This is a genomic window from Nocardiopsis sp. YSL2 (genome assembly GCF_030555055.1).
In the GTDB taxonomy this organism is placed as follows: Bacteria; Actinomycetota; Actinomycetes; order Streptosporangiales; family Streptosporangiaceae; genus Nocardiopsis.
Genome location: NZ_JAMOAO010000001.1, coordinates 2,069,380 through 2,093,323, shown reverse-complemented (window position 1 = coordinate 2,093,323; position 23,944 = coordinate 2,069,380). Strand labels below are relative to the sequence as shown.

The 23,944-nt window shown below is 72.8% G+C and carries 24 protein-coding genes; 11 read left to right on the top strand and 13 right to left on the bottom strand.

Annotation, left to right across the window (positions count from 1 at the left end; all coding sequences use genetic code 11):
* Positions 1–70 precede the first annotated feature (70 nt).
* The 5 genes from M1P99_RS09030 to M1P99_RS09010 all read left to right on the top strand — a co-directional run bounded on the left by M1P99_RS09030 (position 71) and on the right by M1P99_RS09010 (position 5,971).
* The gene (locus tag M1P99_RS09030) at positions 71–916 is read left to right on the top strand and encodes a sulfurtransferase (protein WP_304452204.1); all 846 of its coding nucleotides are present in this window, start codon (positions 71–73) and stop codon (positions 914–916) included.
* The gene (locus tag M1P99_RS09025) at positions 913–1,218 is read left to right on the top strand and encodes a DUF1416 domain-containing protein (RefSeq protein WP_304452203.1); all 306 of its coding nucleotides are present in this window, start codon (positions 913–915) and stop codon (positions 1,216–1,218) included. The genes M1P99_RS09030 and M1P99_RS09025 overlap by 4 nt, the downstream gene beginning before the upstream one ends.
* Before the next feature lie 473 nt (positions 1,219–1,691).
* Positions 1,692–3,830 carry a hypothetical protein gene (locus tag M1P99_RS09020; RefSeq protein ID WP_304452202.1) on the top strand — a complete coding sequence of 713 codons (2,139 nt, stop codon included), beginning with the start codon at positions 1,692–1,694 and terminating at the stop codon, positions 3,828–3,830.
* A gap of 155 nt (positions 3,831–3,985) precedes the next feature.
* Positions 3,986–5,242, top strand: coding sequence for a MurT ligase domain-containing protein (locus M1P99_RS09015; RefSeq protein WP_304452201.1), 1,257 nt, complete (start codon positions 3,986–3,988; stop codon positions 5,240–5,242).
* Between the two features lie 15 nt (positions 5,243–5,257).
* Entirely contained in the window at positions 5,258–5,971 is a 714-nt protein-coding gene (locus M1P99_RS09010) for a type 1 glutamine amidotransferase (RefSeq protein ID WP_304452200.1), read from the top strand.
* Between the two features lie 204 nt (positions 5,972–6,175).
* Here the strand turns inward: M1P99_RS09010 and M1P99_RS09005 are convergent, their stop codons facing one another.
* From M1P99_RS09005 to M1P99_RS08990, 4 genes are all read right to left on the bottom strand, one after another.
* Positions 6,176–6,370 (bottom strand): hypothetical protein, encoded by a 195-nt coding sequence (locus tag M1P99_RS09005; RefSeq protein WP_304452199.1) that lies wholly within the window; start codon positions 6,368–6,370, stop codon positions 6,176–6,178.
* 44 nt (positions 6,371–6,414) lie between these two features.
* The gene (locus tag M1P99_RS09000) at positions 6,415–6,807 is read right to left on the bottom strand and encodes a carboxymuconolactone decarboxylase family protein (RefSeq protein WP_304452198.1); all 393 of its coding nucleotides are present in this window, start codon (positions 6,805–6,807) and stop codon (positions 6,415–6,417) included.
* Positions 6,808–7,172: 365 nt separating this feature from the next.
* Positions 7,173–8,201 carry a folate-binding protein YgfZ gene (locus tag M1P99_RS08995; RefSeq protein WP_304452197.1) on the bottom strand — a complete coding sequence of 343 codons (1,029 nt, stop codon included), beginning with the start codon at positions 8,199–8,201 and terminating at the stop codon, positions 7,173–7,175.
* Positions 8,202–8,525: 324 nt separating this feature from the next.
* Positions 8,526–9,083, bottom strand: a complete 558-nt coding sequence (locus M1P99_RS08990) for an FABP family protein (protein WP_304452196.1) — start codon at positions 9,081–9,083, stop codon at positions 8,526–8,528.
* 205 nt (positions 9,084–9,288) lie between these two features.
* On the opposite strand from M1P99_RS08990, the gene M1P99_RS08985 reads away from it, so the two are divergent.
* Both M1P99_RS08985 and M1P99_RS08980 read left to right on the top strand, forming a co-directional pair.
* The gene (locus tag M1P99_RS08985; RefSeq protein ID WP_304452195.1) at positions 9,289–10,068 is read left to right on the top strand and encodes a hypothetical protein; all 780 of its coding nucleotides are present in this window, start codon (positions 9,289–9,291) and stop codon (positions 10,066–10,068) included.
* Between the two features lie 5 nt (positions 10,069–10,073).
* Positions 10,074–10,436, top strand: coding sequence for a DsrE family protein (locus M1P99_RS08980; RefSeq protein WP_304452194.1), 363 nt, complete (start codon positions 10,074–10,076; stop codon positions 10,434–10,436).
* A gap of 106 nt (positions 10,437–10,542) precedes the next feature.
* On the opposite strand, the gene M1P99_RS08975 is transcribed toward M1P99_RS08980, so the two are convergent.
* From M1P99_RS08975 to M1P99_RS08955, 5 genes are all read right to left on the bottom strand, one after another.
* On the bottom strand, positions 10,543–11,289 hold the full coding sequence (locus M1P99_RS08975; protein ID WP_304452193.1) for a phosphoglyceromutase: 747 nt from the start codon (positions 11,287–11,289) through the stop codon (positions 10,543–10,545).
* A gap of 57 nt (positions 11,290–11,346) precedes the next feature.
* On the bottom strand, positions 11,347–11,910 hold the full coding sequence (locus M1P99_RS08970) for a YbjN domain-containing protein (protein WP_304455638.1): 564 nt from the start codon (positions 11,908–11,910) through the stop codon (positions 11,347–11,349).
* The gene (gene mshA, locus M1P99_RS08965; protein WP_304452192.1) at positions 11,907–13,205 is read right to left on the bottom strand and encodes a D-inositol-3-phosphate glycosyltransferase; all 1,299 of its coding nucleotides are present in this window, start codon (positions 13,203–13,205) and stop codon (positions 11,907–11,909) included. Before mshA ends, M1P99_RS08970 begins: the two co-directional genes overlap by 4 nt.
* Before the next feature lie 108 nt (positions 13,206–13,313).
* Positions 13,314–14,309, bottom strand: coding sequence for an esterase family protein (locus M1P99_RS08960; protein ID WP_304452191.1), 996 nt, complete (start codon positions 14,307–14,309; stop codon positions 13,314–13,316).
* A 125-nt stretch (positions 14,310–14,434) separates the two neighbouring features.
* Complete coding sequence (locus M1P99_RS08955; protein ID WP_304452190.1) at positions 14,435–15,418, bottom strand: DUF523 and DUF1722 domain-containing protein; 984 nt, start codon at positions 15,416–15,418, stop codon at positions 14,435–14,437.
* An 89-nt stretch (positions 15,419–15,507) separates the two neighbouring features.
* On the opposite strand from M1P99_RS08955, the gene M1P99_RS08950 reads away from it, so the two are divergent.
* Positions 15,508–16,812: a deoxyribodipyrimidine photo-lyase gene (locus tag M1P99_RS08950; protein WP_304452189.1), complete on the top strand. Its 1,305-nt coding sequence runs from the start codon at positions 15,508–15,510 to the stop codon at positions 16,810–16,812.
* A gap of 34 nt (positions 16,813–16,846) precedes the next feature.
* On the opposite strand, the gene M1P99_RS08945 is transcribed toward M1P99_RS08950, so the two are convergent.
* On the bottom strand, positions 16,847–17,377 hold the full coding sequence (locus M1P99_RS08945; RefSeq protein ID WP_304452188.1) for an O-acetyl-ADP-ribose deacetylase: 531 nt from the start codon (positions 17,375–17,377) through the stop codon (positions 16,847–16,849).
* Between the two features lie 231 nt (positions 17,378–17,608).
* Here M1P99_RS08945 and M1P99_RS08940 point away from each other — a divergent pair, with 231 nt between their 5' ends.
* From M1P99_RS08940 to M1P99_RS08930, 3 genes are all read left to right on the top strand, one after another.
* The gene (locus M1P99_RS08940; RefSeq protein ID WP_082376267.1) at positions 17,609–17,971 is read left to right on the top strand and encodes a BlaI/MecI/CopY family transcriptional regulator; all 363 of its coding nucleotides are present in this window, start codon (positions 17,609–17,611) and stop codon (positions 17,969–17,971) included.
* A 5-nt stretch (positions 17,972–17,976) separates the two neighbouring features.
* Positions 17,977–18,921, top strand: coding sequence for a M56 family metallopeptidase (locus M1P99_RS08935; RefSeq protein WP_304452187.1), 945 nt, complete (start codon positions 17,977–17,979; stop codon positions 18,919–18,921).
* Between the two features lie 117 nt (positions 18,922–19,038).
* Complete coding sequence (locus M1P99_RS08930; RefSeq protein WP_121181148.1) at positions 19,039–19,335, top strand: DUF2516 family protein; 297 nt, start codon at positions 19,039–19,041, stop codon at positions 19,333–19,335.
* 3 nt (positions 19,336–19,338) lie between these two features.
* Here the strand turns inward: M1P99_RS08930 and M1P99_RS08925 are convergent, their stop codons facing one another.
* The 3 genes from M1P99_RS08925 to M1P99_RS08915 form a co-directional block, all read right to left on the bottom strand.
* Positions 19,339–21,855 carry a hypothetical protein gene (locus tag M1P99_RS08925; protein WP_304452186.1) on the bottom strand — a complete coding sequence of 839 codons (2,517 nt, stop codon included), beginning with the start codon at positions 21,853–21,855 and terminating at the stop codon, positions 19,339–19,341.
* An 86-nt stretch (positions 21,856–21,941) separates the two neighbouring features.
* Positions 21,942–22,871: a neutral zinc metallopeptidase gene (locus M1P99_RS08920; protein ID WP_304455637.1), complete on the bottom strand. Its 930-nt coding sequence runs from the start codon at positions 22,869–22,871 to the stop codon at positions 21,942–21,944.
* Positions 22,872–22,903: 32 nt separating this feature from the next.
* Positions 22,904–23,824, bottom strand: coding sequence for a neutral zinc metallopeptidase (locus tag M1P99_RS08915; RefSeq protein WP_304455636.1), 921 nt, complete (start codon positions 23,822–23,824; stop codon positions 22,904–22,906).
* Between the last annotated feature and the right edge of the window lie 120 nt (positions 23,825–23,944).

Here is a 23,944-nt window from a genome sequence, read left to right as displayed (position 1 = left end):
GGACCCCAGCGTCCCGACCCACGCACCGACCGCACACGCGACACCGCACAAGAAACACTGGAGGTTCCCTATGAGCCGCTCCGACGTCCTCGTGGACGCCGACTGGGTGGAGGCTCACCTGGACGATGACAGCGTGGTCCTCGTCGAGGTCGATGAGGACACGTCCGCCTACGACAAGGGACACATCCGCGGCGCCGTCAAGATCGACTGGAAGACGGACCTGCAGGACCCGGTCCGCCGCGACTTCGTCGACAAGACCGGTTTCGAGGCACTGCTGTCGGCCAAGGGCATCGGCAACGACGACCAGGTCGTGCTCTACGGCGGCAACAACAACTGGTTCGCCGCCTACGCCTACTGGTACTTCAAGCTCTACGGCCACACCAACGTCCGCCTGCTGGACGGCGGCCGCAAGAAGTGGGAGCTGGACTCCCGCGAGCTGGTCAAGGACGTCCCCGAGCGGGCGGCCACCCAGTACAAGGCGCAGGAGCAGGACCACTCCATCCGCGCGTTCCGCGACGAGGTCGTCCAGGCCATCGGCGCCAAGGACCTGGTCGACGTGCGCTCGCCCGACGAGTTCACCGGCAAGCTGCTCGCCCCGGCGCACCTGCCGCAGGAGACCTCGCAGCGCCCCGGCCACATCCCGACCGCGCGCAACATCCCGTGGGCCAAGACGGCCAACGAGGACGGCACGTTCAAGACGGCCGAGGAACTGCGCGAGCTCTACACCGAGGCCGGGGTGGACCTCGACAAGGAGATCATCGCCTACTGCCGTATCGGCGAGCGCTCCTCGCACACCTGGTTCGCCCTGCACGAGATCGTGGGGCTGGGCAACGTGAAGAACTACGACGGTTCGTGGACCGAGTACGGCTCCCTCGTGGGCGTTCCGGTCGAGCTCGGAGAGGCGGAGGCCAAGTGAGCGACAGCTGCGGAGCTCCGGTCGGCGGGGTCGTCCTCGCCGACGTGGACGCGGGAAACCAGGCGGTCATCCAGGGCACGGTGACCCGTGAGGGCAAGCCGCTCAGCGGGGCCTACGCCCGGCTGTTGAACGAGTCCGACGACTTCGTCGGCGAGGTGGCCACGGGCGACGAGGGAACCTTCCGGTTCTTCGCCGCCGACGGCACCTGGAAGGTGCGGGTCCTGGCCTCCCAGGGCTTCACGGGCGAGTTCGCCGTGCAGGCCGAGGTCGGCAAGGTCGTCGACCTCAAGGTCGAGGCCTAGGAGCCGTAGCCCGGGGCGTGACCGGCGGAAGCCGGGACGCGCCGAGGAGCGTGTGCGAGGCGCCGGTGGCGGACGGGCAACCGTCCACCGCCGGCGCTTCGCCGTGTCCGGGCGCCGGTCCCGGCGCCGCGGCGGTGCACGGACCGGCGGAACGACCGGCGGCGGGCCCGGTCGGGCGCGGTCGGCCGCGGTCGAGAGGGGCACAGCGCACACGAGGCGAGGTCGCCGGGGCGGTCGTCCACAGGCCGTGGGGCGGGGTCTGGCAGGCCGCCGCGCGTCCTGCTTCACTTGAGGCCGGGCAGGTGGCAGCATCGGCCCACACTCCGGCTCCGGTCGGATCCCCCGTTGGACCAGACTCCGCTCACCGCGCAGCCGCGGGAGCGGACCCGCTTCGAGGACGCCACCCGACCCGTGCGGAGGGCGCCCCGGTCTCCGACGCCCCCCACGGCGGTCGGTCAGGAGGTGTTCGTACGGTGCCCACACCACGGTCAGGCGGTACACCCCGAGCCGAGGCAGGCCGCACCTACCTCGGCTGGCGCCACGCGGTGCTGCTCCCGGCTCCGGGTCCCGCGCCCCGCCGGCCCGCGCCCGCCGACACCGAGTCGCTGAGCGAGGACTGGCTCAGCGGACAGCGCGACAGCGAGGCGCGGACCAACCGGCCGCTGTACTTCGCCCTCGCCGGGCTCGCCCTCCTGGCCCTGCTGTGCCCGCTGCTGTGGAGCGCGCGCGTCCTCCCCGGCAGCCTGGCCCTCGGCGGCGTCCTCGCCTGCGCCGCGGTCGCGGCGCCCCTCTCCTTCGCGCTCGTGCAGAGCCGCCTGGTCATCGCGGAACGGCTCGAACGCGCCAGGCAGCGGCTGGCCGCCGAGCGCGAGGAGCGCGACCGGGCCCTGCGCGAACAGCAGGAGGCGCACGCGCGCGCCTACACCGCGTGGCAGGCCGCGGCCCGGGCCTTCGAGGCCCAGCCCCGCTGGTACGGAGTGACCGTCCCGTCCGGGGTCGGCTCCGTCGTGGTCACCGGAGGCACGGACACCGGCTGGTCCGCCCTGCTCACCACCGTGGGGATCTCCCGCCTGCGCGAGGGCGGCGACCTCACGGTCATCGACCTCACCGGGCACGCCGTGGCACGCGAGCTCGTCCACCTCGCCCGCAGATGCGCGGTCGCGCCCCGGCGCTGGGTGCTTCCCGCCGACCTGCCCAGAATGACGCTGGGCACCAACCTCGACGCCGGACAGCGTGCCCGCGTCCTGTCCGCGGTCGCCGCCGCGGCCGGGGCGGGCGACGACGCCGACGCCGACGAGACCCTGCTCCTGCGCCTGATGGAGGTGCTCGGACCGCACGCCGGGATCGGCGAACTCATCGGAGGTCTGCGCGCGCTCATCACACCGGAGGACGACACCGCCCAGGACGACCCCGCACTGGCCCTGCTCACCGCCGAACAGCGCACCCGGGTACGCGAGCGCTGCACCGGCGATCCGGACGTGTGGGAGCGCGCCTGGGAGCTGGAGCGGCGCCTGAGCCCGTTCGAGGCGGTCGGCACCCGCGCCGACGACGGCGACTACGCGCAGGTGAAGATCATCTGCACCGACCGCGCCTCCGGCGCGTCCGCGGCCCGGGCGTACGGCACCTACGCCGTGGCCTCGCTCAGCGAACTCCTGGAGGTCGGCCCGCCGGGCGGCCGTTCCGGCGGCGGGTCGCGCCGCGGCCGGGTGCGCACCGTCGTGGTGTGCGGAGCCGACGCCCTGCCCGACGACGAGGTGGACCAGGTCCTGTCGGCGGCGGCCGACGGCGGCGTGGAGGTCGTGCTGATGTTCCGGTCGGCCACGCCCGCGGCCCTGGCGCGACTGGACGACCCCGCCTGCCTGTCGGTGGTGATGCGCGAGTCCGGCCCGGCCGCCGAGGCCGTCGCGCGCGCGGCGAACTCCCCGGGCGCAGGCGCGAACCCGGCGGCCGCGCCGGACCTGCACCGCCTGAGCGAGGCCGTCGGCGAGGCCGTGCGGGGCATGGTCACCGAGGCCGGGACGGACCCCGACGCCGACCCCATGGCCGACATGGAGGCCGACGACCGCTTCTTCCCGTCCCCGCACACCGAGTCCGGCGCGGTGATCCGCAACGCGGCCGCCGCGGTCGCCCCCCTCGACCTGGTCCGGCATGTGAGATCGGCCACGGCCTGGGGGCGGGCCACCGCCGAGGCCGCCGACCTCGACACGCCCGTGGCGGCCATGGAGGGCGAGGACGCCGCCGTGCGCCCCCTCGACCTCGGTGCGGAGGCCCTGCGCGAACTCCCCGACACCGTTGCCGTCGTTCTCACCGACGAGGGGCCTGTTCTCGCCGACACCAACCCAGGTATCCTCACCCTGTCCACGGCAACACTGGCCACGGTGGACGACTCCCGTCACACCGGTGACGGTGCCGCCCCACGTCAGCGCGCGGGCGGATCCGACGCCGAGCAGTCCGTCGAAGGCGGTCGGCCACGGATCGTCCCACCCGGCGCGCCGGAGGCCGCGACCGACGGCCGAACGGAGCAGCCCGCCCCGGTCGGCACCGACGTCCGGGAACGGCGGGTGCCGCCCAATCTGGGGCCGCCGCCCGAACGGTTGGACTGGCGGGTGTGAGCGCTGGTGGACACCGGGACGAGTGTGATGGATGCTGTCCGTCGCGACGCGCAGCAGGACGAGGATCCGCCGCACACGCCCTAAGCTTGGCCCGAGACATCACCTGCCGTGCGGACGCGCACAGGCGCGGGTGATCGAGCGACGTGGAGAGTAGATTGAGCGACCTTCCCTTGCGTGCCCAACTCGCATCGGTCCTGGGCAGGAGTGCGGCCGGCCTGTCCCGCGCGACCGGGCGGGGGGACGGATCCGTCATCGGCGGGCGGGTCGCGCTCAAGGTCGAGCCCGATCTGCTGACCAAACTCGCCAGGGGCCGCCGCCTGGCGCTCATCAGCGCCACCAACGGCAAGACGACCACGACCCGGCTCATCGCCCAGGCCCTGCGCGAGCTCGGCGACGTGGCCACCAACGAGCACGGCGCGAACATGCCCACCGGGCACATCACCGCGCTGTCGCAGAACACCTCCGCCGTCAACGGCGTCCTGGAGGTGGACGAGAAGTACCTGCCGCAGGTCCTGGTCGCCACCCAGCCCGCTTTCGTGGTGCTGATGAACCTCAGCCGCGACCAGATGGACCGCGCCTCGGAGATCAACCTGCTCGCCAAGAAGTGGCGGACGGCGCTCGGCAAGACCAACACCCACGTCATCGCCAACGCCGACGACCCCCTCGTCGCGTGGGCGGGGCTCGGCGCGGCCAACGCCACCTGGGTCTCGGCCGGCCAGCGCTGGAAGGAGGACTCCTGGTGCTGCCCCGAGTGCGGCGGCCACCTCAAGCGGGACACCGACCCGTACTGGGAGTGCCCCGAGTGCGGCCTGTCCCGCCCCGAGACCACGTGGGCCGTGGACAACGAGTCCGACACCCTCATCGCGCCGGACGGCCAGCGCCTCAAGCTCCGCCTGAACCTGCCCGGTGACGCCAACCGCGCCAACGCGGCCATCGCCGCCGCGACGGCCGCCGGATACGGCATCCACCCCGAGCGCACCGTCGAGCGGCTGCGCGAGATCACTTCGGTGGCGGGCCGCTACACCTCCCTGGTCACCATGGGGGTCGAGGTGCGGCTGCTGCTGTCCAAGAACCCCGCGGGCTGGCTGGAGTCCTTCGCGGTCCTGGACCCGCCCCGGGTGCCGGTGATCCTCGCGGTCAACGCCCAGGTCCCCGACGGCAAGGACACCTCCTGGCTGTGGGACGTGGACTACACCGTCCTGCGCGGCCGACGCGTCTTCGTCATGGGCGAGCGCCGCACCGACCTGGCCCTGCGCCTGGAGACCGACGGCGTGGCCTTCGAGGTCGCCGACCGCGTGGACGAGGTGCTGGGCCGGCTCAAGGCCGAGCACCCCGACACCACCAAGGTCGACGTCATCGCCAACTACACAGCCTTCCAGCAGATCCGCACGGCCTACGGCCGCGTGCAGTAGGGGGAGACCAACCTCATGACGGACACCAGCAGCACCCTGCGGATCGTGTGGATCTACCCCGACCTGCTGAGCACCTACGGGGACCAGGGCAACGTCCTCATCCTCAAGCGCCGCGCCGAACTGCGCGGCATCCCCACCGAGGTCCTGCAGGTCACCTCCAGCAGCCCGGTGCCCGAGCACGGCGACATCTACCTGCTCGGCGGCGGCGAGGACCGGCCGCAGATCCTGGCGGCCGAGCGCCTGCGCAAGGACGGCGGGCTCGCCCGCGCCGTGGCGCGGGGCGCCTGCGTGTTCGCGGTCTGCGCGGGCTACCAGATCATCGGTGAGTCCTACGGCGACGACGAGTCCAACCCGCTGCCCGGCATCGGGATCCTCGACATCCGCAGCGGACGCGGCGCGAGCCGCGCGGTCGGAGAGATCGTCGCGGACGTGGACCCCTCCCTGGGCGTCGGCCGCATCACCGGTTTCGAGAACCACCAGGGCCGTACCGCCATCGGCCCGTCGGCGCGCCCGCTGTCCACGACCGTGCGCGGCATCGGCAACGACGACCGCACCGAGGGCGCCTACCAGGGCCAGGTGCTCGGTACCTACCTGCACGGCCCGGCCCTGCCCCGCAACCCGGAACTGGCCGACCTCCTGCTGCGCTGGCGCGTGGGCGCGCTGCCCGCCGTGGCCCCCTCCTGGGGCGAGCGCCTGCACGACGAGCGACTGGCCGCCGCCCTGCGCTGACCGCGGATGTGAGGAGGGCCGGACGGACACCGTCCGGCCCTCCGTCTCGCCCGCGCCCGTGCGGACGGGGGCCGGGTGGTGTCGCGCTCGCCCCGGCGAAGGCGGGGCAGCCGCCGCGAGAAGCGGGATGACACGCACCGACGCCGCGTGGGGCACCTGGGACGTTCCGTGGGCTCCTGGCCGCCCGGGGACGAGGGGACCGGCTCAGCCGGATTCCCCGCCCTGCTCGGGGACGTCGGCGGCGGGCGCGGGGCGGTCGGTGAGCCGCCCCACCTGCTCGTCGTAGTTCTCCAACAGGGCCGTGAGCTGCTCCCGGGCCTCCTCCGGCACCTCCTCGGGGGTGCCGTCGGCCAGATGGCGCACCGTCGCCATGAGCAGGGCGAGCTCATGGACGTGCATCGTCGCTCGAACCACCGTCGGCCGCACTCGTTCCAGGCGCACGGTCACGCCTGGGCGCTGATGTACTGGCCGATCTGCTCCAGCTCGTCCTTGAAGGTGTCGAAGTCCTCCCGCATCCCGTTCAGGTACGCGCTCCAGCCCAGGCTCATCTTGGCGAAGTGCGCGGCCTCCTGGATCTCCTGGTCGGTAGCGCCGAAGAGCTTCGCCGCCTCGGTGTGGAACAGCGTGCAGTAGCCGCACTTGGTCTCCGAGTGCAGGGCGACGCCCATCAGCTCCTTGTACTTGTTGGGGATGAGCGTCTCACCGAGTTCGAGGTGCTTGAAGATCTCCCACTCGGCCCCGATCAGCTCGTCCGGGATGCTGGAGAAGAAGTGCGGGACGAGGCCCAGCGTGTTCTTGATGTCGGCCTCGACCTCGCCGCGGCTCAGCGTGGTCATCTCCGCCTCCTTTGCGCGGTGCCCGCGCGGAAGGCACGGGCCAGCGGATGAGGGGTCGCGCCCGTCCTCGGCCGCCGGTCGGCGTGAGAACTCGTCCGGGCGCCGAACCGCTGCTCGCGCGGTCCGTCCCCACTTCCAGTCTGCGGCTGTGACCAGCGAGAATCTACTCATCCGCGCAGGATGACCACCATCGGCCACACCGGAGCGCCTGCTCCGGCCGTCGGCGGAGAACGCGACGCCTGAGCCGTCCCGGGCGGCACGCCCGGGACGGCCCGCGCACCGCTCCCGCGTCAGGCCGGGGAGGACTCCACGGCCGGTTCCACGGCCGTGTCACGGGCGATGTGTCGACATGTGGACCCGGGCGGCTACTTGGGGCGGCGGCGCAGCTCGATCTGGGCGTTGGCTCCGGTGTCGGGGTCCACCACCACCTCCTGGCCCGCGGCGATCCCGTCGACCTCGAGGTCGGCGTCGGTGGGAGCCGAGCGCTTGACCACACCCAGCGCGATGGGCCCCAGCTCGTGGTGGCGGGCCGACGAGCCCACCCGGCCGACCTTGCGGCCGTCGAATTCGATCGCCGCGCCCACCTCCGGCAGGCGCTCGGCGGTGCCGTCCAGGTGGAGCATGACCAGGCGGCGCGGGGGGCGGCCCAGGTTGTGCACCCGCGCCACCGTCTCCTGGCCCGGGTAGCAGCCCTTCTCCAGGTGCACCGCGCGGCCGACCCAGTCCACTTCGTGCGGGATCGTGCGCTCGTCGGTGTCCACACCCGCGCGCACCCTGTGGTGGGCGATCCGGTCGGCCTCGTAGGCCCACATCCCGGCGGGTCGCGCCCCGGCGGCGGTGAGGGCCTCGGCGGCGCCGACCAGCCGCTCGGCGGGTACGAACAGGTCGGTCTCGTCCATCGTCAGGCGCGCGACCACGCCCTCCAGGACGGCACCGGTGTCCTCGACGGCCTCGGCTCGCTTGGGACCGAGCACGGTGAGCACCGCGAAGTCGTCACTGAGATCGGTGACCTCCACGCGCAGCATGAAGCGCATCGAGTCCAGGAACGCCGCCAGATCGGCGCCGCGGCCCGGCTCGGTGTGGATCCAGGTGGACTCACCGTCGTCCACCAGCGACAGGTGGTGGCGCAGGTGGCCGCGGGTGTCCAGGACCAGCGCCTCGGTGCCCACGCCCGGCGCCAGACCGCTGGTGAGCTGGCTGGTGAGGTCGTTGAGCCAGGTGAGGCGGTCGGGTCCGCTCACCCGGACCACGCCCCGATTGCTCCGGTCCACCCAGGCGGCGGCGCGCTCGGCGGCACGGCCTTCGTGGGAGGGGTCTCCGTAGTGCGCGGCGACGCCGGAGTCGGTGTGCTCGGCGGTCACGGCACCGGGTGTGCTCAGCAGCGGCGAAGTCATACCGCCGAGACTAGCCGCCCCGCCGAGTCGCTCGCGAACAGGTCTTTGACCTGCACTGACGAGTGACAGAAAAACATTTGCCCGGCGTGATCCACGCGACGTACTGTCGGTGGCACGCAGGAAAGGAGGTGGTCCGGAAGATGATTGATCTCAGGACTGGCGAGGTGGCCGTCCGCTAGGACGACGCTCGCGTTCGCGACGTCGTTCGCCGCGAATCCACGACGGACACCCGGACCCCGGGTCGCCGGAACTCGTCCGACCGGCCCCACCCCCTCGGTGGGAGGACACCCGGGGTCTGCCCCTGTTCGCGGCCCGGCCGCGGAGCTACTTCCCGGCCGGCCGCGTGCCGGCCTTCTTCAGCTGCGCCGACATGTACGACCGCAGGTCGTGCCCGCGCGCGGCCAGGTCCCACGCGTAGCCCAGGGTCTCCCGGTCGTCGCCGAAGAGCCCGTAGAGCCTGTGCGAGGCGGTGACCTCCAGGCCGGTGATCGTGTGCATCACCGCGTTGGTGGCCATCTCCACCCGGTTGGCGAACACGTTGCCCAGGTAGGACTCGATGAACCCCTCGTTGTGGGTGATGAGCACCTCGAGGTGGATGATGTTCTTGTCGTCGTCCTTGGCGTACTGGGCGGTGTCGGCCTCCGACAGCGCGCGCCAGTAGCCGGACTCCTCCGTGATGACCTCGCCCAGCGTGCCGTCGGCCTTCATGCGCCAGGCCTTGCTGCTGTAGGTCAGGTACGGCGCGTCCGGGGTGTGGGAGAACTCGACCTCCTGCCCGAACTGGAACTCTTCCTCTTCGGCGTAGCCGGCGACGCCAACGCCCTCCCACCGGCCGAGCAGGAAGGACAGTTTCGCCAGATCGGGGTGTACTTCAGCGTCCATGACCTCTGAGCGTAGCCGGATCCGAGCAGTGGCACGTCCGCTCGGACGCCGGCGCCCCTGCCACCAGCCCGCCCCGGGACGGCCATGCCCAATTGGCCCCGCTTTCCCGAAGAACTGGTAAAGATTGTCTGCGACACGGTGTGGTGACGGGGAGTCGAACCCGCCGTCGTCTCCCACCCTCCGACGCAGAATGAAGGGGCGGCCTGTGTTGCTGGTCATCGGTTCGGCGCTGCTCATCGCCGCGGTCGTCCTCCTGCCGCTCACCGTCATCGGCGTGCGCCGCTGGCTGCGCCAGCGCGGCGTGGCCCTGCTGCGCCCGCGGTCGCTCGCCGCACTGGAGGGGCAGCGCGTCACGCTGTCCGGCGTGGCCGCCCCCGGACCCGCGGGCCCCATCACGTCCGGGCTGGCCGGCGCGGAGTGCGTGTGGCACGGGCACGAGGTGCTGCGGCACTACTGGCCGCTCAACCACGACGGCGGCACGGTCCGCGAACGCGCCTGCGACCCCATCGCCGAGTACGGGGGCGAGGAGCTCTTCGGCCTGGTGGCGGAGGGCGACCGCGCCGACGGCGACCGCGTCTTCGTGGACCCGGGCGAGGCCGAGACCCGTGGCACCGAGCTGTGCCTCAAGCGCGTGGTGGGCCGTCCTCAGCCGGGTGTGGCCGCCGCCGCGGACGACCTGCTGCCGCGCGTACGCGGCCGGATCTCCGGGGTCTTCCGTGGCGAGACGATCGAGTTCGAGTACCGCGAGTGGGTCATCCGCCCCGGCGCGCGGCTCCGCGTGAGCGGACGTGTCCAGCTCAGGGACGGCCGGGTCGTCCTGGTCGCCCCCGAGGGCGGCACACTGGCCATCGAGCACGGGGTCGACGCGCAGCAGCCCGCCCGGACTCCGCCCCGGCGCCGGGAGGCGGTCGCGCTCACGGTGGCCCTCGGCGTCTGCGCGGTGGCGGGGTCGGTGCTGGTCCTCGTCGGCCTGTCAGTAGGCTGACCGTCATGTCCCGTTCCCTGGTGATCAAGGTCACGTCCGGAGAGAACGACCCCGAGCGGTGCAACCAGGCGTTCACGGTCGCCGCGGCGGCCGTGGCCAGCGGGGTCGACGTCTCGCTCTGGCTGACCGGTGAGTCGGCGTGGTTCGCCGTCCCCGGCCGCGCCGAGACGTTCGCCCTCCCGCACGCCGCCCCCCTGGCCGACCTCCTCGGCGCCGTCCTGGCCGCGGGCCGGGTGACGGTGTGCACGCAGTGCGCCGCCCGCAGGGAGCTGACCCAGGACGACCTCATCACGGGTGTGCGCATCGCTGGGGCGCCCTCGTTCGTCGAGGAGGCCGTGGCCGACGGGGCCCAGGCGCTCGTCTACTGAGGTCCGCCCCGAACGCACGGCGCCCGTGCCACCACAGGTGACACGGGCGCGGGAACCGCGATCGGCGTCGGGGCCGGAGCGGGATCCGGAGCCGGAGGCTCCCCGGCTACTTCTTGCCCTGGTTGGCGACGGCCTCGATGGCGGCCTTGGCGGCCTCCGGGTCGAGGTAGGTGCCGCCCGGGTTGCGCGGAGTGAAGTCGTCGTCGAGGTCGTACAGCAGCGGGATGCCGGTGGGGATGTTCAGCCCGGCGATGTCGGCGTCGCTGATCCCGTCCAGGTGCTTGACGAGCGCGCGCAGCGAGTTGCCGTGCGCGGCGACCAGCACGGTCCTGCCGGCGGCCAGGTCGGGGACGATGGCGTCGTACCAGTAGGGCAGGGCGCGGTCCAGCACGTCCTTGAGGCACTCGGTCCGGGGCCTGAGCTCCGAGGGGAGCTTGGCGTAGCGGGCGTCGGCCGCCTGCGAGTAGGGGTCGTCGTCGGCGATGGGCGGCGGCGGAGTGTCGTAGGAGCGGCGCCAGGTCATGAACTGCTCTTCGCCGTACTCCTCGCGCGTCTGCGCCTTGTCCTTGCCCTGCAGGGCGCCGTAGTGGCGCTCGTTGAGGCGCCAGGAGCGCTCGACCGGCAGCCAGTGCAGGTCGGCGGCGTCCAGGGCCAGGTTCGCGGTGCGGATGGCGCGCTTGAGCAGCGAGGTGTGCAGGATGTCCGGCGTGACACCGGCGTCCTTGAGCAGCTCACCGCCCCGGCGGGCCTCGTCCTCGCCCGTCGCCGACAGGTCCACGTCCACCCAGCCGGTGAACAGACCCTTCGCGTTCCAGACGCTCTCACCGTGTCGCAGCAGTACCAGAGTTCCCATGGGACCAAGCCTAGCCACTGCGCCCGCCCGCTCACGCGGCCCCATCACCTTACGCTGTTAGGCCGAACCCTCAGGCGGCGTCGCGGGCCCGGTCCGCGCGTGCGGCTCGGCCAGGTGCGCGAAGGCCCGGAGATTGCGCATGTCGTGGCCGCGCTCGGCGCGCCACTTCCACTCCTTGCGGATCGCCGAGGCGAAGCCCAGCTCCACGGCGCGGTTGAAGTTCTCGTCGGAGTAGGTGAGCACGCATCCCAGCAGCCGGTCGACCTCGTCGGGCGTGACGCCCTCCAGCGGCAGGCGTCCGCGGATGTACACGTCGCCGACCTCGTCCGCCGCGAAGGCCATCCCGAACATGCCCGAGTTGCGCTGCATCAGCCAGCGGTAGAACTCGCCGTGGTTCTCGTCCGGCTGGCGGCAGAAGAACGACGTCACACCGAGGCTGTGCGGTCCGACCTCCAACCACACGAGGGTCTTGAGTTTGGCCCGTCCGGGGATCGTGACGAGGAAGGAGCCCTCCCGGGGCAGCTCCGTCTCCAGTCCGGCCTCGGCGACCGCTTCGGCGATCGCCCTCGCCGCGGCCTCACGCGCGGTCTGCGTAGCCACCTGCGGCTCCCTTCCGGTCATCGGCACGCCGCCAGTGGCAGCGCGCGCGGGGTGATGCTCGCGCGGTACACGTCCAGCAGTTCGTCGACGGTCCGCGACCAGCCCAGAGTGGCGGCGTGCTTGGGGGCCGCCTCCGCCAGCTTGGCACGCCAGGCGGGCTCCGCGATCAGGCGGTGCAGCTCGGCGGCGTAGTCGGAGGGGTCGTGCCCCTCCACCAGCACCCCCGACACTCCGCCCGAGACGGCCGTGGTCAGCCCGCCCACGCGCGCGGCGACGACCGGGGTGCCGCAGGCCTGGGACTCCACCGCCACCAGACCGAAGGACTCGGAGTAGGACGGCACCACGGTCGCCGTGGCCGCGCGGTAGTAGTCGGCCAGGCGCCGGCGGTTCTGCGGGGGCTCCAGGCGCACCACGTCGGCCACGCCCAGGGACTCGGCCAGGTCGGTGAGAAGGAGGGGCTCGTTGCGCCCGGCGCCGGACAGGCCGCCGACCACGCCCACCACCAGGCGCGAGCGCAGGGAGGGATCGCGTTCCAGGAGCCGGGCGGCGGCGCGGATGAGCACGTCCGGAGCCTTGAGCCGCTGCACGCGTCCCACGAACAACAGGAGTTCGGTGTCCGAGGGCAATCCGATCCGGGCCAGCGCCTCGGCCCGGGAGCCGGGCGTGAAGACCTCCAGGTCCACCCCCGGGGGGATCGTGCTGATCTGGTGGTCGTGGGCGCCGTAGTGCTGCTTGAGCTGGCGCGCCTCGTCGTCGGTGTTGGCGATCAGCCGGTCGGCCTGGCGGACCAGTTGGTCCTCCCCGCGCACCCGCAACTCGGGTTCGGGCCGGTCGCCCTCGGCCAGGGCGGCGTTCTTCACACGGGCCATCGTGTGCATGGACTGCACCATCGGCACCCCCCAACGGCGCGCGGCCACCACGCCCGCGCGCCCCGACAGCCAGTAGTGGCCGTGGACGAGGTCGTAGTGGCCGGGATCGCCCTGGGCCTCGGCGCGCAGGAGCCCGAAGATGAACGGGCACAGGTGCTCGGCGAGGGCGTTCTTGTCGAGGTGGCCGAACGGGCCGGCGGGGACGTGCCGGACGTTGACCCCCGGGGCCAGTTCCACCACCGGGGGCAGGTCGGCACGGGTCGCCCGGGTGAACACGTCCACGGCCACGCCGCGTTCGGCCATCCTGCGGGCGACCTCGACGACGTACACGTTGAGGCCGCCGGCGTCACCGGTGCCCGGCTGGTCCAGGGGAGAGGTGTGCAGGCTGACGGTGGCGACGCGGGAGGGCAGGGGAGCGGGGTCTCCCTCAGGCACGGTTCCAGACACCGGTGGTCCCTCCACGTCGTGTATACAGCCGCTGTCGTCAACAGCGACGAAGGTACACACTGTTCCCGCCCGGATTGTCCGAGGGGTCTGGTATTGACGACCGCCGGTCTACGGTGTAGCGGTCCATCCCGACACCAGAAAGTCGACCACGCCGGGGAAGGAGCGCCCCCACGTGCGGAAGTCGTGTCCGCCGCGCGGCTGAAGCGTGGCCACTGTCATACCGCGCTCGGTGAGCAGCCCGGCGAAGCGCTCCGCCTCGCCGCGGATGCTGCCCTCCTGGAGCGGCGTGTGCTCCTCGGTGCCCTCGACCAGCACGAACCGCAGGTCCTCGACGCCCTCGGAGTCCAGCAGGAGGTCGGGGCTGTGGGCCGAGGCGCCGTCGCCCAACACGCCGTCGGGGTCGTCCACGCGGAAGTACCCCGCCCAACTCGCGACCTGGGCGTACAGGTGGGGGTGGCGCAGCGCCGCGGCGGCCGCCCCGTAGCCGCCCATGGAGAACCCGCCGATGGCCCGCAGACCCCGCGGGCGGACGTGCTCGCCCTCGACCGCCTCGACCACCCGTCCGGTGACGAAGCTCTCCAGCGCGAACCGGCCGTCGGCGGCGTCGGCCCATTCGGTGGTGGCGCCCCCGCTCTCCTGGCCGTGCGGTGCGGCGACGACGAACTCGACCCCGGTGCGGCACATCTCGTGGTCGAGGAGCGCGCCGAGCTCCTCGTCCATGAGGGTCTCGTGCGTGGAGGCCGATCCGTGCAGGAGGTAGAGGACGGGCAGGTCGGCGCTGTCGGGGCCCGGCGGGCGCCGGATCCACAGCGGGCGCTCGCCACCGGGCGCGGAGTCGTCGGGCAGGGTCACCACGTGGTCCGTGCCGGGTTCGTTGCACACGGCCACCTGGCCGGGCTGGGGGATCGGCGAGGGCACGGGTCTCTCGCCGTCGGCGGGGAAGCGGAGCTGGCCGGTGGCGAGCGCGGGGCCGGTCTCGGGCGGGTGCAGGCCCAGCCGGTCCGCGACCCCCTCGGGCGGAAGGGTCGCCAGCGCGGCCGCGGCCACGACGACGACACAGGAGGAGACGAGAATGACGGCCCGTCGGGAGAATGTCGCGAACACACCGAACCTCGGAGTCGGGAACAGCGGTCACCGCGCCCCTTCCGGAACACGACGGGTCGCGGATAGTCACTGATTGTAGTCAGTCGAGGTCGTGAGGTGTCTGGAATGGTGAATCCAGGCCGCGGTCAGACCTCGACGGGGTGCCGCAGCCGCAGGTCGTCCGGGTAGGGGAGCAGGTAGGTCTGCTCGCGCGCCCACACGACGTCCTCGGCCGCGCAGTGGTGGCGCAGGAGGGCCACGGGGAGGCTGAGCGGAGCCTCGCCCACCCGGTACGACTCGATCGCCTCCAGCAGGTCGTGGCGGCGGGCGTCGTCCAGCAGGGGGCTCAGCATCCCGAAGGCGTGCTGGAGCGCGTTGGCGTGCTTGCCGCGGCTCGTGCGCACCGCCATCGCGCGGTGGAAGGCCGTCGCGTAGGCCCGGGCGGTCTCCTCACGGGAGGTGTCGCCCACCGCGGCGACGATGCGCCCCGTCTCCCGGTACCCCTCGGGCGAGTGCGACATCAGCTGGAGCTTGTGCCGGGTGTGGAACTCCACCAGGTCACGGGGCCGCCAGTCGTCCGACAGCAGGAGGCGGAGCCGGGCACGGGCGAAGACGCGCTGGACGAAGTGCTCGCGCAGTCCCGCGTCCGACAGGCGCCCCTGCTCCTCCACCGGCAGGTCCGGCAGCAGGCGCGTCAGGCGATCGGCGAAGGCCCCCCGCCCCTTGCCGTGGACGCGGTTCGCCGCGTCGTCGAACACCGGCAGGGCCAGGAGCCCGCAGCTCGGCGACTTGTTCTTGAGGACGTACCCGTCCACGTGTTCCAGACCCTCCAGGCGGCGGTCCGCCACAGCGGCGAGGTCATCGGTGTGGTCGGTGCCGTCCTTGCTGGAGATCACCCGGTCGGCCTCCCCGATCCGCTGCAGGCGCAGGGTCGGCCGCGGTACCCCCAGGCCGATCTCCGCCTCCGGGCAGACGGGCAGCCAGTCCACGTGCCGTCCCAGCTCGTCGGTGAGGAACCGGGAACGAGAGTGGCCCCCGTTGTAGCGGACGGGAGCGCCCAGCAGACAGCTCGACACTCCGACCACGGGCCGGACCTGTTCTCGGGGTGAGGTGGCACACTGCTGACTCATGGCCTCACGCTACTCGGTGAGGACCGCCCCCACCAGGAAGGCATCGCTCAAGGTGATGCCCCGATCCACTCGCGTGTTGGGAGTTTCGTGTGTCGTCGACGGTGATCGTCCTGTTCACCCAGGACCTGCGGGTGCACGACCATCCGGCGCTGACCGCCGCCCTGGCGGGCGGCGGGACCGTGCTGCCGCTGTTCGTCATCGACGACCGCCTCGTGGACCGGGCCGCCCGCAACCGGAACGCCTACCTGGCCGAGGCCCTCGCGGACCTGCGGTGGTCACTGCGCAGCAGGGGGTCCGACCTCCTCCTGCGCCGGGGCGACACGTCCGAGGAGGTCCTGCGCGCGGCACGGGACCACGGGGCGGACACGGTCCACGTCAGCGCCGGGGTCAGCCGCCACGCCGACCTGCGCGTGCGGCGACTGAGGGGCACCGGGCTGACCGTCCGGGAGTTCCCGGGCCTCACGGTCGTTCCACCAGGGGAGGTCGTGCCCCAGGGCGGCGACCACTACAAGGTGTTCACCCCCTACTGGCGGGCCTGGGAGGCCTCGGCGTGGCGCGCGGTCGAGCGCGCACCGGGCGCGATCCCCCCGCACGGGGACCCCGCCCCCGGTGAGCTGCCGCGGTCCTGGGGCGAACGGGGACGGGGCGGGCTCGCGGCCGACCGCGTGGCGGGCGGGGAGGACGCCGCCCGGGCCAGGCTGCGGTCCTGGGTGGAGCGCGGGCAGGCCGAGTATCCGGACCGGCGGGACGACCTGGCCGGGGCGGCCACCTCGCACCTGTCGGCCGACCTGCGCTTCGGGTGCCTGTCCCCGCTGGAGGTCGCTCTCGCGGGCCGGGAGCGCCCCGGGCACGGGGAGTTCGTGCGCCAGCTCGCCTGGAGGGACTTCCACCACCAGGTGACCGCGGCCTTCCCGGACATCACCCGCCGCGACTACCGGGACCGGGGGCGTCAGTGGCGGCACGACCCCGACGCCGTCGCGGCCTGGCGCCAGGGCCGCACGGGTGTGCCCATCGTGGACGCGGGGATGCGCCAGCTCCTGCGGGAGGGGTTCATGCACAACCGGACCCGGATGATCACCGCGGCGTTCCTCACACGCACACTGCGGGTGCACTGGAGGGAGGGGGCCGCGCACTTCGAGGACCACCTCGTGGACGGCGACGTCGCCGACAACCACGGCAACTGGCAGTGGGTCGCCGGGACCGGCAACGACACCAGGCCCAACCGCGCCTTCAACCCGCTGCGCCAGGCCCGGCGCTTCGATCCGTCGGGTGACTACGTCCGCAGGTACGTTCCCGAACTCGTCGGTCTTCCGGGCACGCGCGTGCACACGCCGTGGCGCGAGGAGCGCCCGCCGGCCGGCTATCCGGCGCCGATCGCCGATCCCGGGCACTGACCGGGGCGGCCTCCGCGGAACACGCCCCAGCCGTTCAGGCGTCGTCGAAGGCCTCCCGGAAAGCGGTCAGGGCGGTGTCGTCGAACAGCACCAGCCGGATCTCGGCCACGCGCGCCTCGGCCGCGCGGATCGCCTCGGCGGCGATGCGCGCGGCGTCGTCGAGCGGCCACCGGTAGACGCCGGTGGAGATGGCGGGGAAGGCGACGGACTCGGCCCCGAGGTCCTGCGCCAGGCGCAGGGACTCGTGGTAACAGGAGGCGAGCTGTGCGCCCCGGTCCTCCCTGGCGCTGTGGACCGGCCCCACGGTGTGGATCACCCAGCGGGAGGGCAGCGATCCGGCTGTGGTGGCCACCGCGTGGCCGACGGGGAGGCCGCCCCCGAGGTGCCCGGCGCGCAGGCGGCGGCACTCCTCCAGGATCGCCGCGCCGCCCCTGCGGTGGATGGCGCCGTCGACCCCGCCGCCCCCGAGAAGGGAACTGTTGGCGGCGTTGACGATGGCGTCCACCTGCTGCTCGGTGATGTCGCCCTTGGTGACGATGAGACGCATGTGGTTGCTGATGCCCATGCTGGAAATCTTTCCCGGAGTTCGTCGGCAGTACCGTCGTCCGCACCGCTTTCGGCGCCGGGTTCTGCGGGATTCGCCGGCCCGGCGGGCCCGTGAACGGGCGGTTCGGCACCCGCCCCCGAGGGGTTCGGCCGCGCGGCGGCCGGAGCCGGACCGCCCTCCCCACCGGGTGATCCGGATTTAACCGGGGGTACGACAGCCTGTAGTACTAGCCCCGGTAGACTCGGAATCATGAATCGGCTTGGCGAACTTGAACGCGCGGTGATGGATGTACTGTGGGCACGAAACGAACCAATGACGGTTCGTGAGGTCGGCAAAGCGCTCACCGAACGCGACCTGGCACACACGACCGTCATGACCGTGCTCGATCGACTCGCCAAGAAGAAGGTGGTCTCCCGAGCACGTGAGGGTCGTGCGTGGCGATACAGCCCGGCCGCGAGTCGCGAGGCCTACGTGTCCGAGCTGATGTTCGACGCCCTCGGTCAGACGGGGGACCGCGACGCGGCCCTGGCCGCCTTCGTCCAGTCCATGGACGGCCAGGAGGCTGAAGCGCTCCGGCGCGCACTCGGGGAAATCGAGCAGCCAAGGAACTAGCCCGTATGGTCAGTGCCGCACTCCTCTCTCTCGTCGCGGTCGGCTGTCTCGTCGCAATGGAAGCACTCCATCGGGCGAAATGGCCATCACGCGGCCCCTACACCGCGGTCATCACCTGGCAGGCCCTCGGCCTGGCCTGGGGGGTGTCGACCATCGGTGCGCTCCTGGCGTTCGGGCTGTCCTCCTACGAGCTGGGCGCCGCGCACGGCGTGCTCGCCCTGGCGGGCGACATCGTCACCGGCCGACTCATCTCCTCCGAACTGTCCCTGGGCGCCGAGGGCGCCAGCCACATCGTGTCCGTGGCACTGGCCGTCGCGCTGACCCTCGTGCTCTTCTACGGTCTCGTCTCCTCCTTCGTGCAGGTCGTCCGGGTGCGCCGCCGTCACCACGACCTCCTGGAACTGGTCGCCAAGGACCACCCGGACGTCCCCGGTGCCCGTGTGGTGGACCACCCGGCCGCCGCCGCGTACTGCCTGCCCGGTGTGCTGCGCTCCCAGGTCGTCATCAGCGAGGGGGCCCTGGCGGTCCTGGACCGCGCGGAACTGGCCGCGGTCCTGGCCCACGAGAACGCCCACCTGCGCCAGCGGCACGACCTCGTCCTACTGCCGTTCTCCTCCCTCAAGCGCGCGTTCCCGCGCGTGCGCCTGGTCCGCACCTACTACGAGAGCGTGGCGCTGCTCATCGAGATGTGCGCGGACGACCAGGCCCGCCGGCACAGCTCACGCCGCGAACTCGCCATGGCCCTGCTGCGCTTCGGCGCGGCCGGTCCCGCTCCGGTGCCCGCCGGCGCGATGGCCGCCGTGGAGGAGTCCGAACCCGACGTCATGCGCCGCGTCAACCGCCTCCTGCGCCCCGACGACGAACTCCCGTACCACGCGGGCGCCGTCATCATGGGCGGCTCGGCGTTCCTGCTGGCCTTCGTCACCTGCCTCTGGCACATCCCCGTCTGACGGGAACGCCCGGCGCGCCGGTGTGATCTCAGCCTCCACCGGGCACCAATCGCCGATCCGATCCGTTTACTGTGGAGAGCGGGCGGACCCCCGTTCAGGACGTAGTCGGGAGCGTGCATGTACCTGATCTGGCAGGCCATCTATCTGGCCACCTTCGTGGCCAGCCTCTACGCGCTGATCGAGGCACTGCGCACACCGGCCTCCGCGTTCGAGATCATGGACAAGCAGACCAAGAAGCTGTGGGTCATCCTCACGGGACTGGCCAGCGGCCTGTCCCTGCTGGCGGTGTTCTCCGGCACCGGCTTCCTCGTGATCATGGGCCTGGTGGCCACGCTCGTCTTCCTTCTGGACGTGCGTCCTGCGGTCAAGGGGAGCCAGGGCGGCCGCAACAACGGCCCCTACGGCCCCTGGTAGACCTCACGCCCCGGTCCCTCGGGGGCGGTGGCCGGGTTGCGGACTCTCGTCCAGGGTGCGCAGTACGGCCCGGAGCGACTCCGCGTAGGCGGGGTCACCGGTGTAGTGCGAGTGGCCCAGGATCTCCGGTCTGCGGGCCTCGCCCGGCGGCGCGTCGTAGGACCGCGGGTCGGGCAGCGGTTCCGCGATGGCGACCACCTCGTCCTCCCCGATCTCTCCGGCGGCGTCGCGCATGTGCACCGGCCCCGCGATGGCGTCCGTCATCCGCCACAGGTTGCGCCAGTCCGACACCCGTGTGCGCAGGTCGGCGAAGGCCACCGGCCCGAAGTAGGCGGGGAAGTAGCGAGCGTACAGCCGGTGCAGCGGAGACCCGTGGGTGATGAGGGCGATGCGCCCCTGCACGTCCGCGGGCAGCTGCCACACCGTGGCCGCAGCGAGCACCGACCCCTGTGAGTGCCCCGACAGCACCACGCCCGTGCCGTCCCTGGCCATCCGCGCCACCCGCGCGGTCAACTGCGGGACCGCCCGCTCCGCGTAGGAGGGCGGCGCCAGCGGGTGGGCGACCCGCGGCCAGAACGTGCCCACGTCCCACAGGGCGCCCACCGCCTGCCGTGTGGGGCGGTCCCGGTAGGCACTGCGCCCGATCCAGGCGAGCGCCACCAGCGCCAGGCCGCCGATGAGGGAGCCGACGGTCACCAGCCCCGTCACCGCTTCCTGGGCCAGCAGCCCCAGCCGCCCGGAGACCGCGGCGTTCGCGGTCACCGCTCCGGCGACCAGGTCGCCGGACAGTACCGCGTACAGCACCAGCGCCACCAGCAGCACCGCCGGCGCCAGCAGCGCCACCAGTACCGACGGCAGCACCTCCGTCAGCCGCCCGACGGCCCGCGCCCGGGCGATGTCCCACGTGCGCCGGTCGCGCACGCTCCTGGCGTACTGCTCGGTGACGTCCGGCACCTGGGCCCGGGTGCCGCGCCGCACCTCCAGGGCGAGCACCGCCGCCGTGCCCAGCGCGATGGCCGCCTCGAACGCGAACGCGAGCTGCAACCAGGAGTAGGCCGCCGGCGGATCCAGCGGCAGGCAGCCGCCCCCGGCGGAACCCCTCGTTCCGCAGCCGCTCAGCCACAACGAGCCCTGGTAGACCAGCGCCGCGGAGAACCCGCCGCCCAACAGGGCGCCCAGCACCGCGGTCGCGGGCCCCGCCAGGCCGCGCATCGCCGTGCCGTCGTGCGCCCGGTCCACGGCGTAGAGCACCAGAGCCGCCGTCAGCAGTAGCACGGCGAACGTCCCCTGGACGGCGAACAGCGTGTTGAGCGCCGTATCGTGACCGGGCAGCCGGCCCTGCGCGGACCAACCCGCACGCGGCCACACCGCGTACCCGGCCACGGCCACCGCGAGCACGATGGCGGCGTCGCGCAGGATCCGGCAGACCCGGTCCGCCCGCGCGTTCCACCGCGGATCCACCCCCGGCACCAGGACGCTCGCCGAACTGACGGTCAGCACCGCGCCCAGGAGCCCGGCCAGGGCGAGACCCGCGTACGGCCGCGCGCCCGGGTCCGCGTCGCGCACCAGATCGTCCTGGAGCGCCGGGACCAGCAGGAGCAGCGCGACCATGCCCACGGCCACAGCGATGTGCGCCGACCGCAACCGGGCCATGGTCTCGCTGTTGCGCCAGAACGCCGCGTGGCTGAGCGGCGCCGCGGCCGCCTCCCGGGGCGGCACGGGCGCGGCCACGACCTCGTAGTCGGCGGCCGTCCGTCGCGACAGCCGCCACAGCACCAGCACCACCGTGACCGGCAGCGCCGCGCCCACCAGCAGCGACGGGCCCGGGGCGGAGAACGGTGAGCCGGGGGCGGCGAGGAAACCCAGCCAGGGCCTGGCCTCGGCGCAGCCCTCGCCCAGGCCCCCGCACTGCCAGGCCACCAGGTCCATGCCGATTCCGGCCGTGGCCAGGGTGATGAGGGCGGTCAGCGACAGCGCGAGCAGACGCACGCTCGCCCCGTAGACGTTGTTGGCCACACGGCTCAGCCCGGCGGGCTCGCGGTCCATCCGGCCCGGGCGCATCCAGTACGCGACGTTGAGCAGCATGAACGGCAGCAACAGCAGCCACAGCGCCCGCGAGGAGCGGCCCGACGTCAGATTGCCCCACGCGAAGATCTCCCGCCGCACACCGGGGACGGTCTCGGTGTCGGGTTCTCGGCGCCACCGGAAGAACCCCGCCAGCCGGTCGCCGCCCACGCGCATGGCGGGTTCGACGTCCAACAGCTCCTCCGCCTGACCGCCGCTGACGCCGTGCACGCGCAGTTCCACCCGGTCGGCGAGGGGGCGGTCGTCATCGGGTGAGCCGCCCCGGACACCCGGCTCGGCGCCGCGGCGTGCGAAGGCACCGGCCCCGCCCCGGACACCGGGGCCGGCGGTGGCGGCCCCGGCGGTGTCGGCGGAGCCGGAGGGACGCAGCGAGGAGTCGGAGGTCGTGGGCGCGGGGGAGCCCCAGGGGGAGTCGTGGTCCTGCATACGCAGCATCCTGCCACGCTGAGTGTCCGAGCGACAGCGGCGGCGTACGGCCTGTGGACGACCGGATCCCGGCCGGAACCGGCCGCGCCACGGACCTACTGCACCAGGTCCTCGTCACCCACGTCCCAGGTGTTGCAGGCGCCCGGCGACTGCTCCTCCCAGCCCGTCCGCGTCCACCACACGCCGTTGTCCTCCGACCCGTGCGTGCGCTCCGACTCCGGGCCGTCCACGCGGTCCGCGGTGGCCGCGGCGTCCTCCAACAGGGAGTCCAGGTCGTCGTCGCCCAACGGATAGGTGACCCGCACCGCGCCCAGGAACGCGCCCGCCAGGCAGTTGGCCTGGAGTTCGCTGCGGCGCGTCCACGCGTTGCGCCCCAGGGCGTCCGGCTCCTGCTCACGCTGCCCGTGGTAGTAGTCCAGCAGCCCTGACTCGCCCTGGACGTGGTGGCTGTACTCGTGGGCCAGCAGGGACGCGTACACCACGCTGCGGCTGGTGCCGTTCCACTTCTCCACCACGTCCGAGGCGCCGATGTAGATGCTCTTGCTCGCCCGGCAGTAGAAGGCGCCCGCCGCCGAGGGGTAGGGACGGCACGGGCTCGTCCCAGGTTCGGACCAGAACACCCGCTGCGGCGGTTCGAACGGGATTCCCGCCCGCGCGAACTGGGTCCTCCACGCGTCGTCCAGGCAGTCCGCCACCGCGTGGAGGAACTCCTCCATCTGCGCGGCGTCGTGCACGTCCGGCTCCTCGACCGGACAGGGCAGCGGGCTCAGCCGACCGGTGCGGTAGAGCGGATTGGCCACCAGGGCGGCGTGCCCCGAGGGCCGCTCGGCCTGCCCCAGACGGCCCGAGGCACCCAGCCCGGGAGATCCCCCCGAGGGTTCCTGGACCGGCTTGTCGTCGGGAACGGTGCCCACCGCACCGGCGGTCCCGCCCGAGTCGGCCCCGCCCGGCGACGTGTCGTCCGCGACAGCCGTCCACGACAGCAGGGCCAGCGCGAACAGGGCCGCGAACAGGCCGCCCACCATGGTGAGCGGCCCACGGCTCGACCGGTCCCCGCTCACCGCACCAGGTCCTCGTCCACGTTCCAGGTGTCACAGGCCGCCGGGTCCACACGGTCCATGCCGTGGGCGGTCCACATGCGGCCGTTCTCGGCGGATCCGTGGGTCCGGTCACGGCCCCGGTCGCTGCGCAGTTCGACGTCGTCGAGGATGTTGCGCCGCTCGGCCGGGCCGTACCCCAGCGCGTCGCCGGAGGCCCCCAGGAACACGCCGCCCAGGCAGTTGGCCTGGAGCTCGTTGCGTCGGCTCAGCGCGTCGGCCTCCTCCTGGTCCGCGCCCGCGCGAGCGCTGTGGAACTGCGCGAGGATGCGCGACTGCCCCTGGACGTGATGACCGTACTCGTGGCTGATGAGGAACGTGTACGCTTCCGGGTTCTCGTTGTCGGCCGAGGCCGCGATGATGTCCTCCAACCCCAGGTAGAGGCCCTGGTTCGCGCCGCAGTAGAACGCGGCCGTGCCCTCGGAGGGGAAGGCGCCGCACGGGCTGTGGCCCGCCGCGGTCCAGTAGACGCGGTTGGGTGAGCTGAACTCCAGGCCGGCCGCGGCGAAGTAGTCGCCCCAGGCCTGGTCCAGGCAGTCGGCGATCGCGTGGGCGAAGTCCTCCACCGACTCGGTGTCGTCCTTGTCCAGTTCCGGCGCCGTGCAGGTCACCTCGCCCAGCTCACCGATGCGGTACAGGGGGTTGTCGTCCAGGGAAGCGCTCCGGCCGACCGTCGTGGCACCCGGGCCGTCGCCGGTAGCGTTCGCGGTGCCGTCACCGGTGCCGTCGGGCGGCGCGACCGGTGCGCCGTGCTCCTCGCCCGCCACCGGGTGCGACCACGCGGGATCGCCGGCGTGCATCAGCTCGGAGATCGCGAGGAACCCCGTGAAACCCATCGCGGCCAGCCCGGCGGCCATGCACAGCGACACCCCGAGCCCCATCCGCTGGAGGAACCCCTGTCGCTCGGACCAGAACTCCGGACCCGCGGACACGTTCCGCCTCACGTTCGGCCCTCCACCGTGCGCGGGTACGCGACAACGCCCCGTGGCGACGCGGCCCCA

Excerpts from the sequence above, each read along its gene's own strand:
- M1P99_RS08995 (WP_304452197.1), bottom strand. The coding sequence starts at position 8,201 with ATGACTTCGCCGCTGCTGAGCACACCCGGTGCCGTGACCGCCGAGCAC.
- M1P99_RS08930 (WP_121181148.1), top strand. The coding sequence starts at position 19,039 with ATGTACCTGATCTGGCAGGCCATCTATCTGGCCACCTTCGTGGCCAGC.
- M1P99_RS09030 (WP_304452204.1), top strand. The coding sequence starts at position 71 with ATGAGCCGCTCCGACGTCCTCGTGGACGCCGACTGGGTGGAGGCTCAC.
- M1P99_RS08925 (WP_304452186.1), bottom strand. The coding sequence starts at position 21,855 with ATGCTGCGTATGCAGGACCACGACTCCCCCTGGGGCTCCCCCGCGCCC.
- M1P99_RS08920 (WP_304455637.1), bottom strand. The coding sequence starts at position 22,871 with ATGGTGGGCGGCCTGTTCGCGGCCCTGTTCGCGCTGGCCCTGCTGTCG.
- M1P99_RS08940 (WP_082376267.1), top strand. The coding sequence starts at position 17,609 with ATGAATCGGCTTGGCGAACTTGAACGCGCGGTGATGGATGTACTGTGG.
- M1P99_RS08955 (WP_304452190.1), bottom strand. The coding sequence starts at position 15,418 with ATGAGTCAGCAGTGTGCCACCTCACCCCGAGAACAGGTCCGGCCCGTG.
- M1P99_RS08945 (WP_304452188.1), bottom strand. The coding sequence starts at position 17,377 with ATGGGCATCAGCAACCACATGCGTCTCATCGTCACCAAGGGCGACATC.
- M1P99_RS09000 (WP_304452198.1), bottom strand. The coding sequence starts at position 6,807 with ATGACCACGCTGAGCCGCGGCGAGGTCGAGGCCGACATCAAGAACACG.
- M1P99_RS08935 (WP_304452187.1), top strand. The coding sequence starts at position 17,977 with ATGGTCAGTGCCGCACTCCTCTCTCTCGTCGCGGTCGGCTGTCTCGTC.
- M1P99_RS09005 (WP_304452199.1), bottom strand. The coding sequence starts at position 6,370 with ATGCACGTCCATGAGCTCGCCCTGCTCATGGCGACGGTGCGCCATCTG.
- M1P99_RS09010 (WP_304452200.1), top strand. The coding sequence starts at position 5,258 with ATGACGGACACCAGCAGCACCCTGCGGATCGTGTGGATCTACCCCGAC.
- M1P99_RS08915 (WP_304455636.1), bottom strand. The coding sequence starts at position 23,824 with ATGGGGCTCGGGGTGTCGCTGTGCATGGCCGCCGGGCTGGCCGCGATG.
- M1P99_RS08975 (WP_304452193.1), bottom strand. The coding sequence starts at position 11,289 with ATGGGAACTCTGGTACTGCTGCGACACGGTGAGAGCGTCTGGAACGCG.
- M1P99_RS08980 (WP_304452194.1), top strand. The coding sequence starts at position 10,074 with ATGTCCCGTTCCCTGGTGATCAAGGTCACGTCCGGAGAGAACGACCCC.
- M1P99_RS08990 (WP_304452196.1), bottom strand. The coding sequence starts at position 9,083 with ATGGACGCTGAAGTACACCCCGATCTGGCGAAACTGTCCTTCCTGCTC.
- M1P99_RS08970 (WP_304455638.1), bottom strand. The coding sequence starts at position 11,910 with ATGACCGGAAGGGAGCCGCAGGTGGCTACGCAGACCGCGCGTGAGGCC.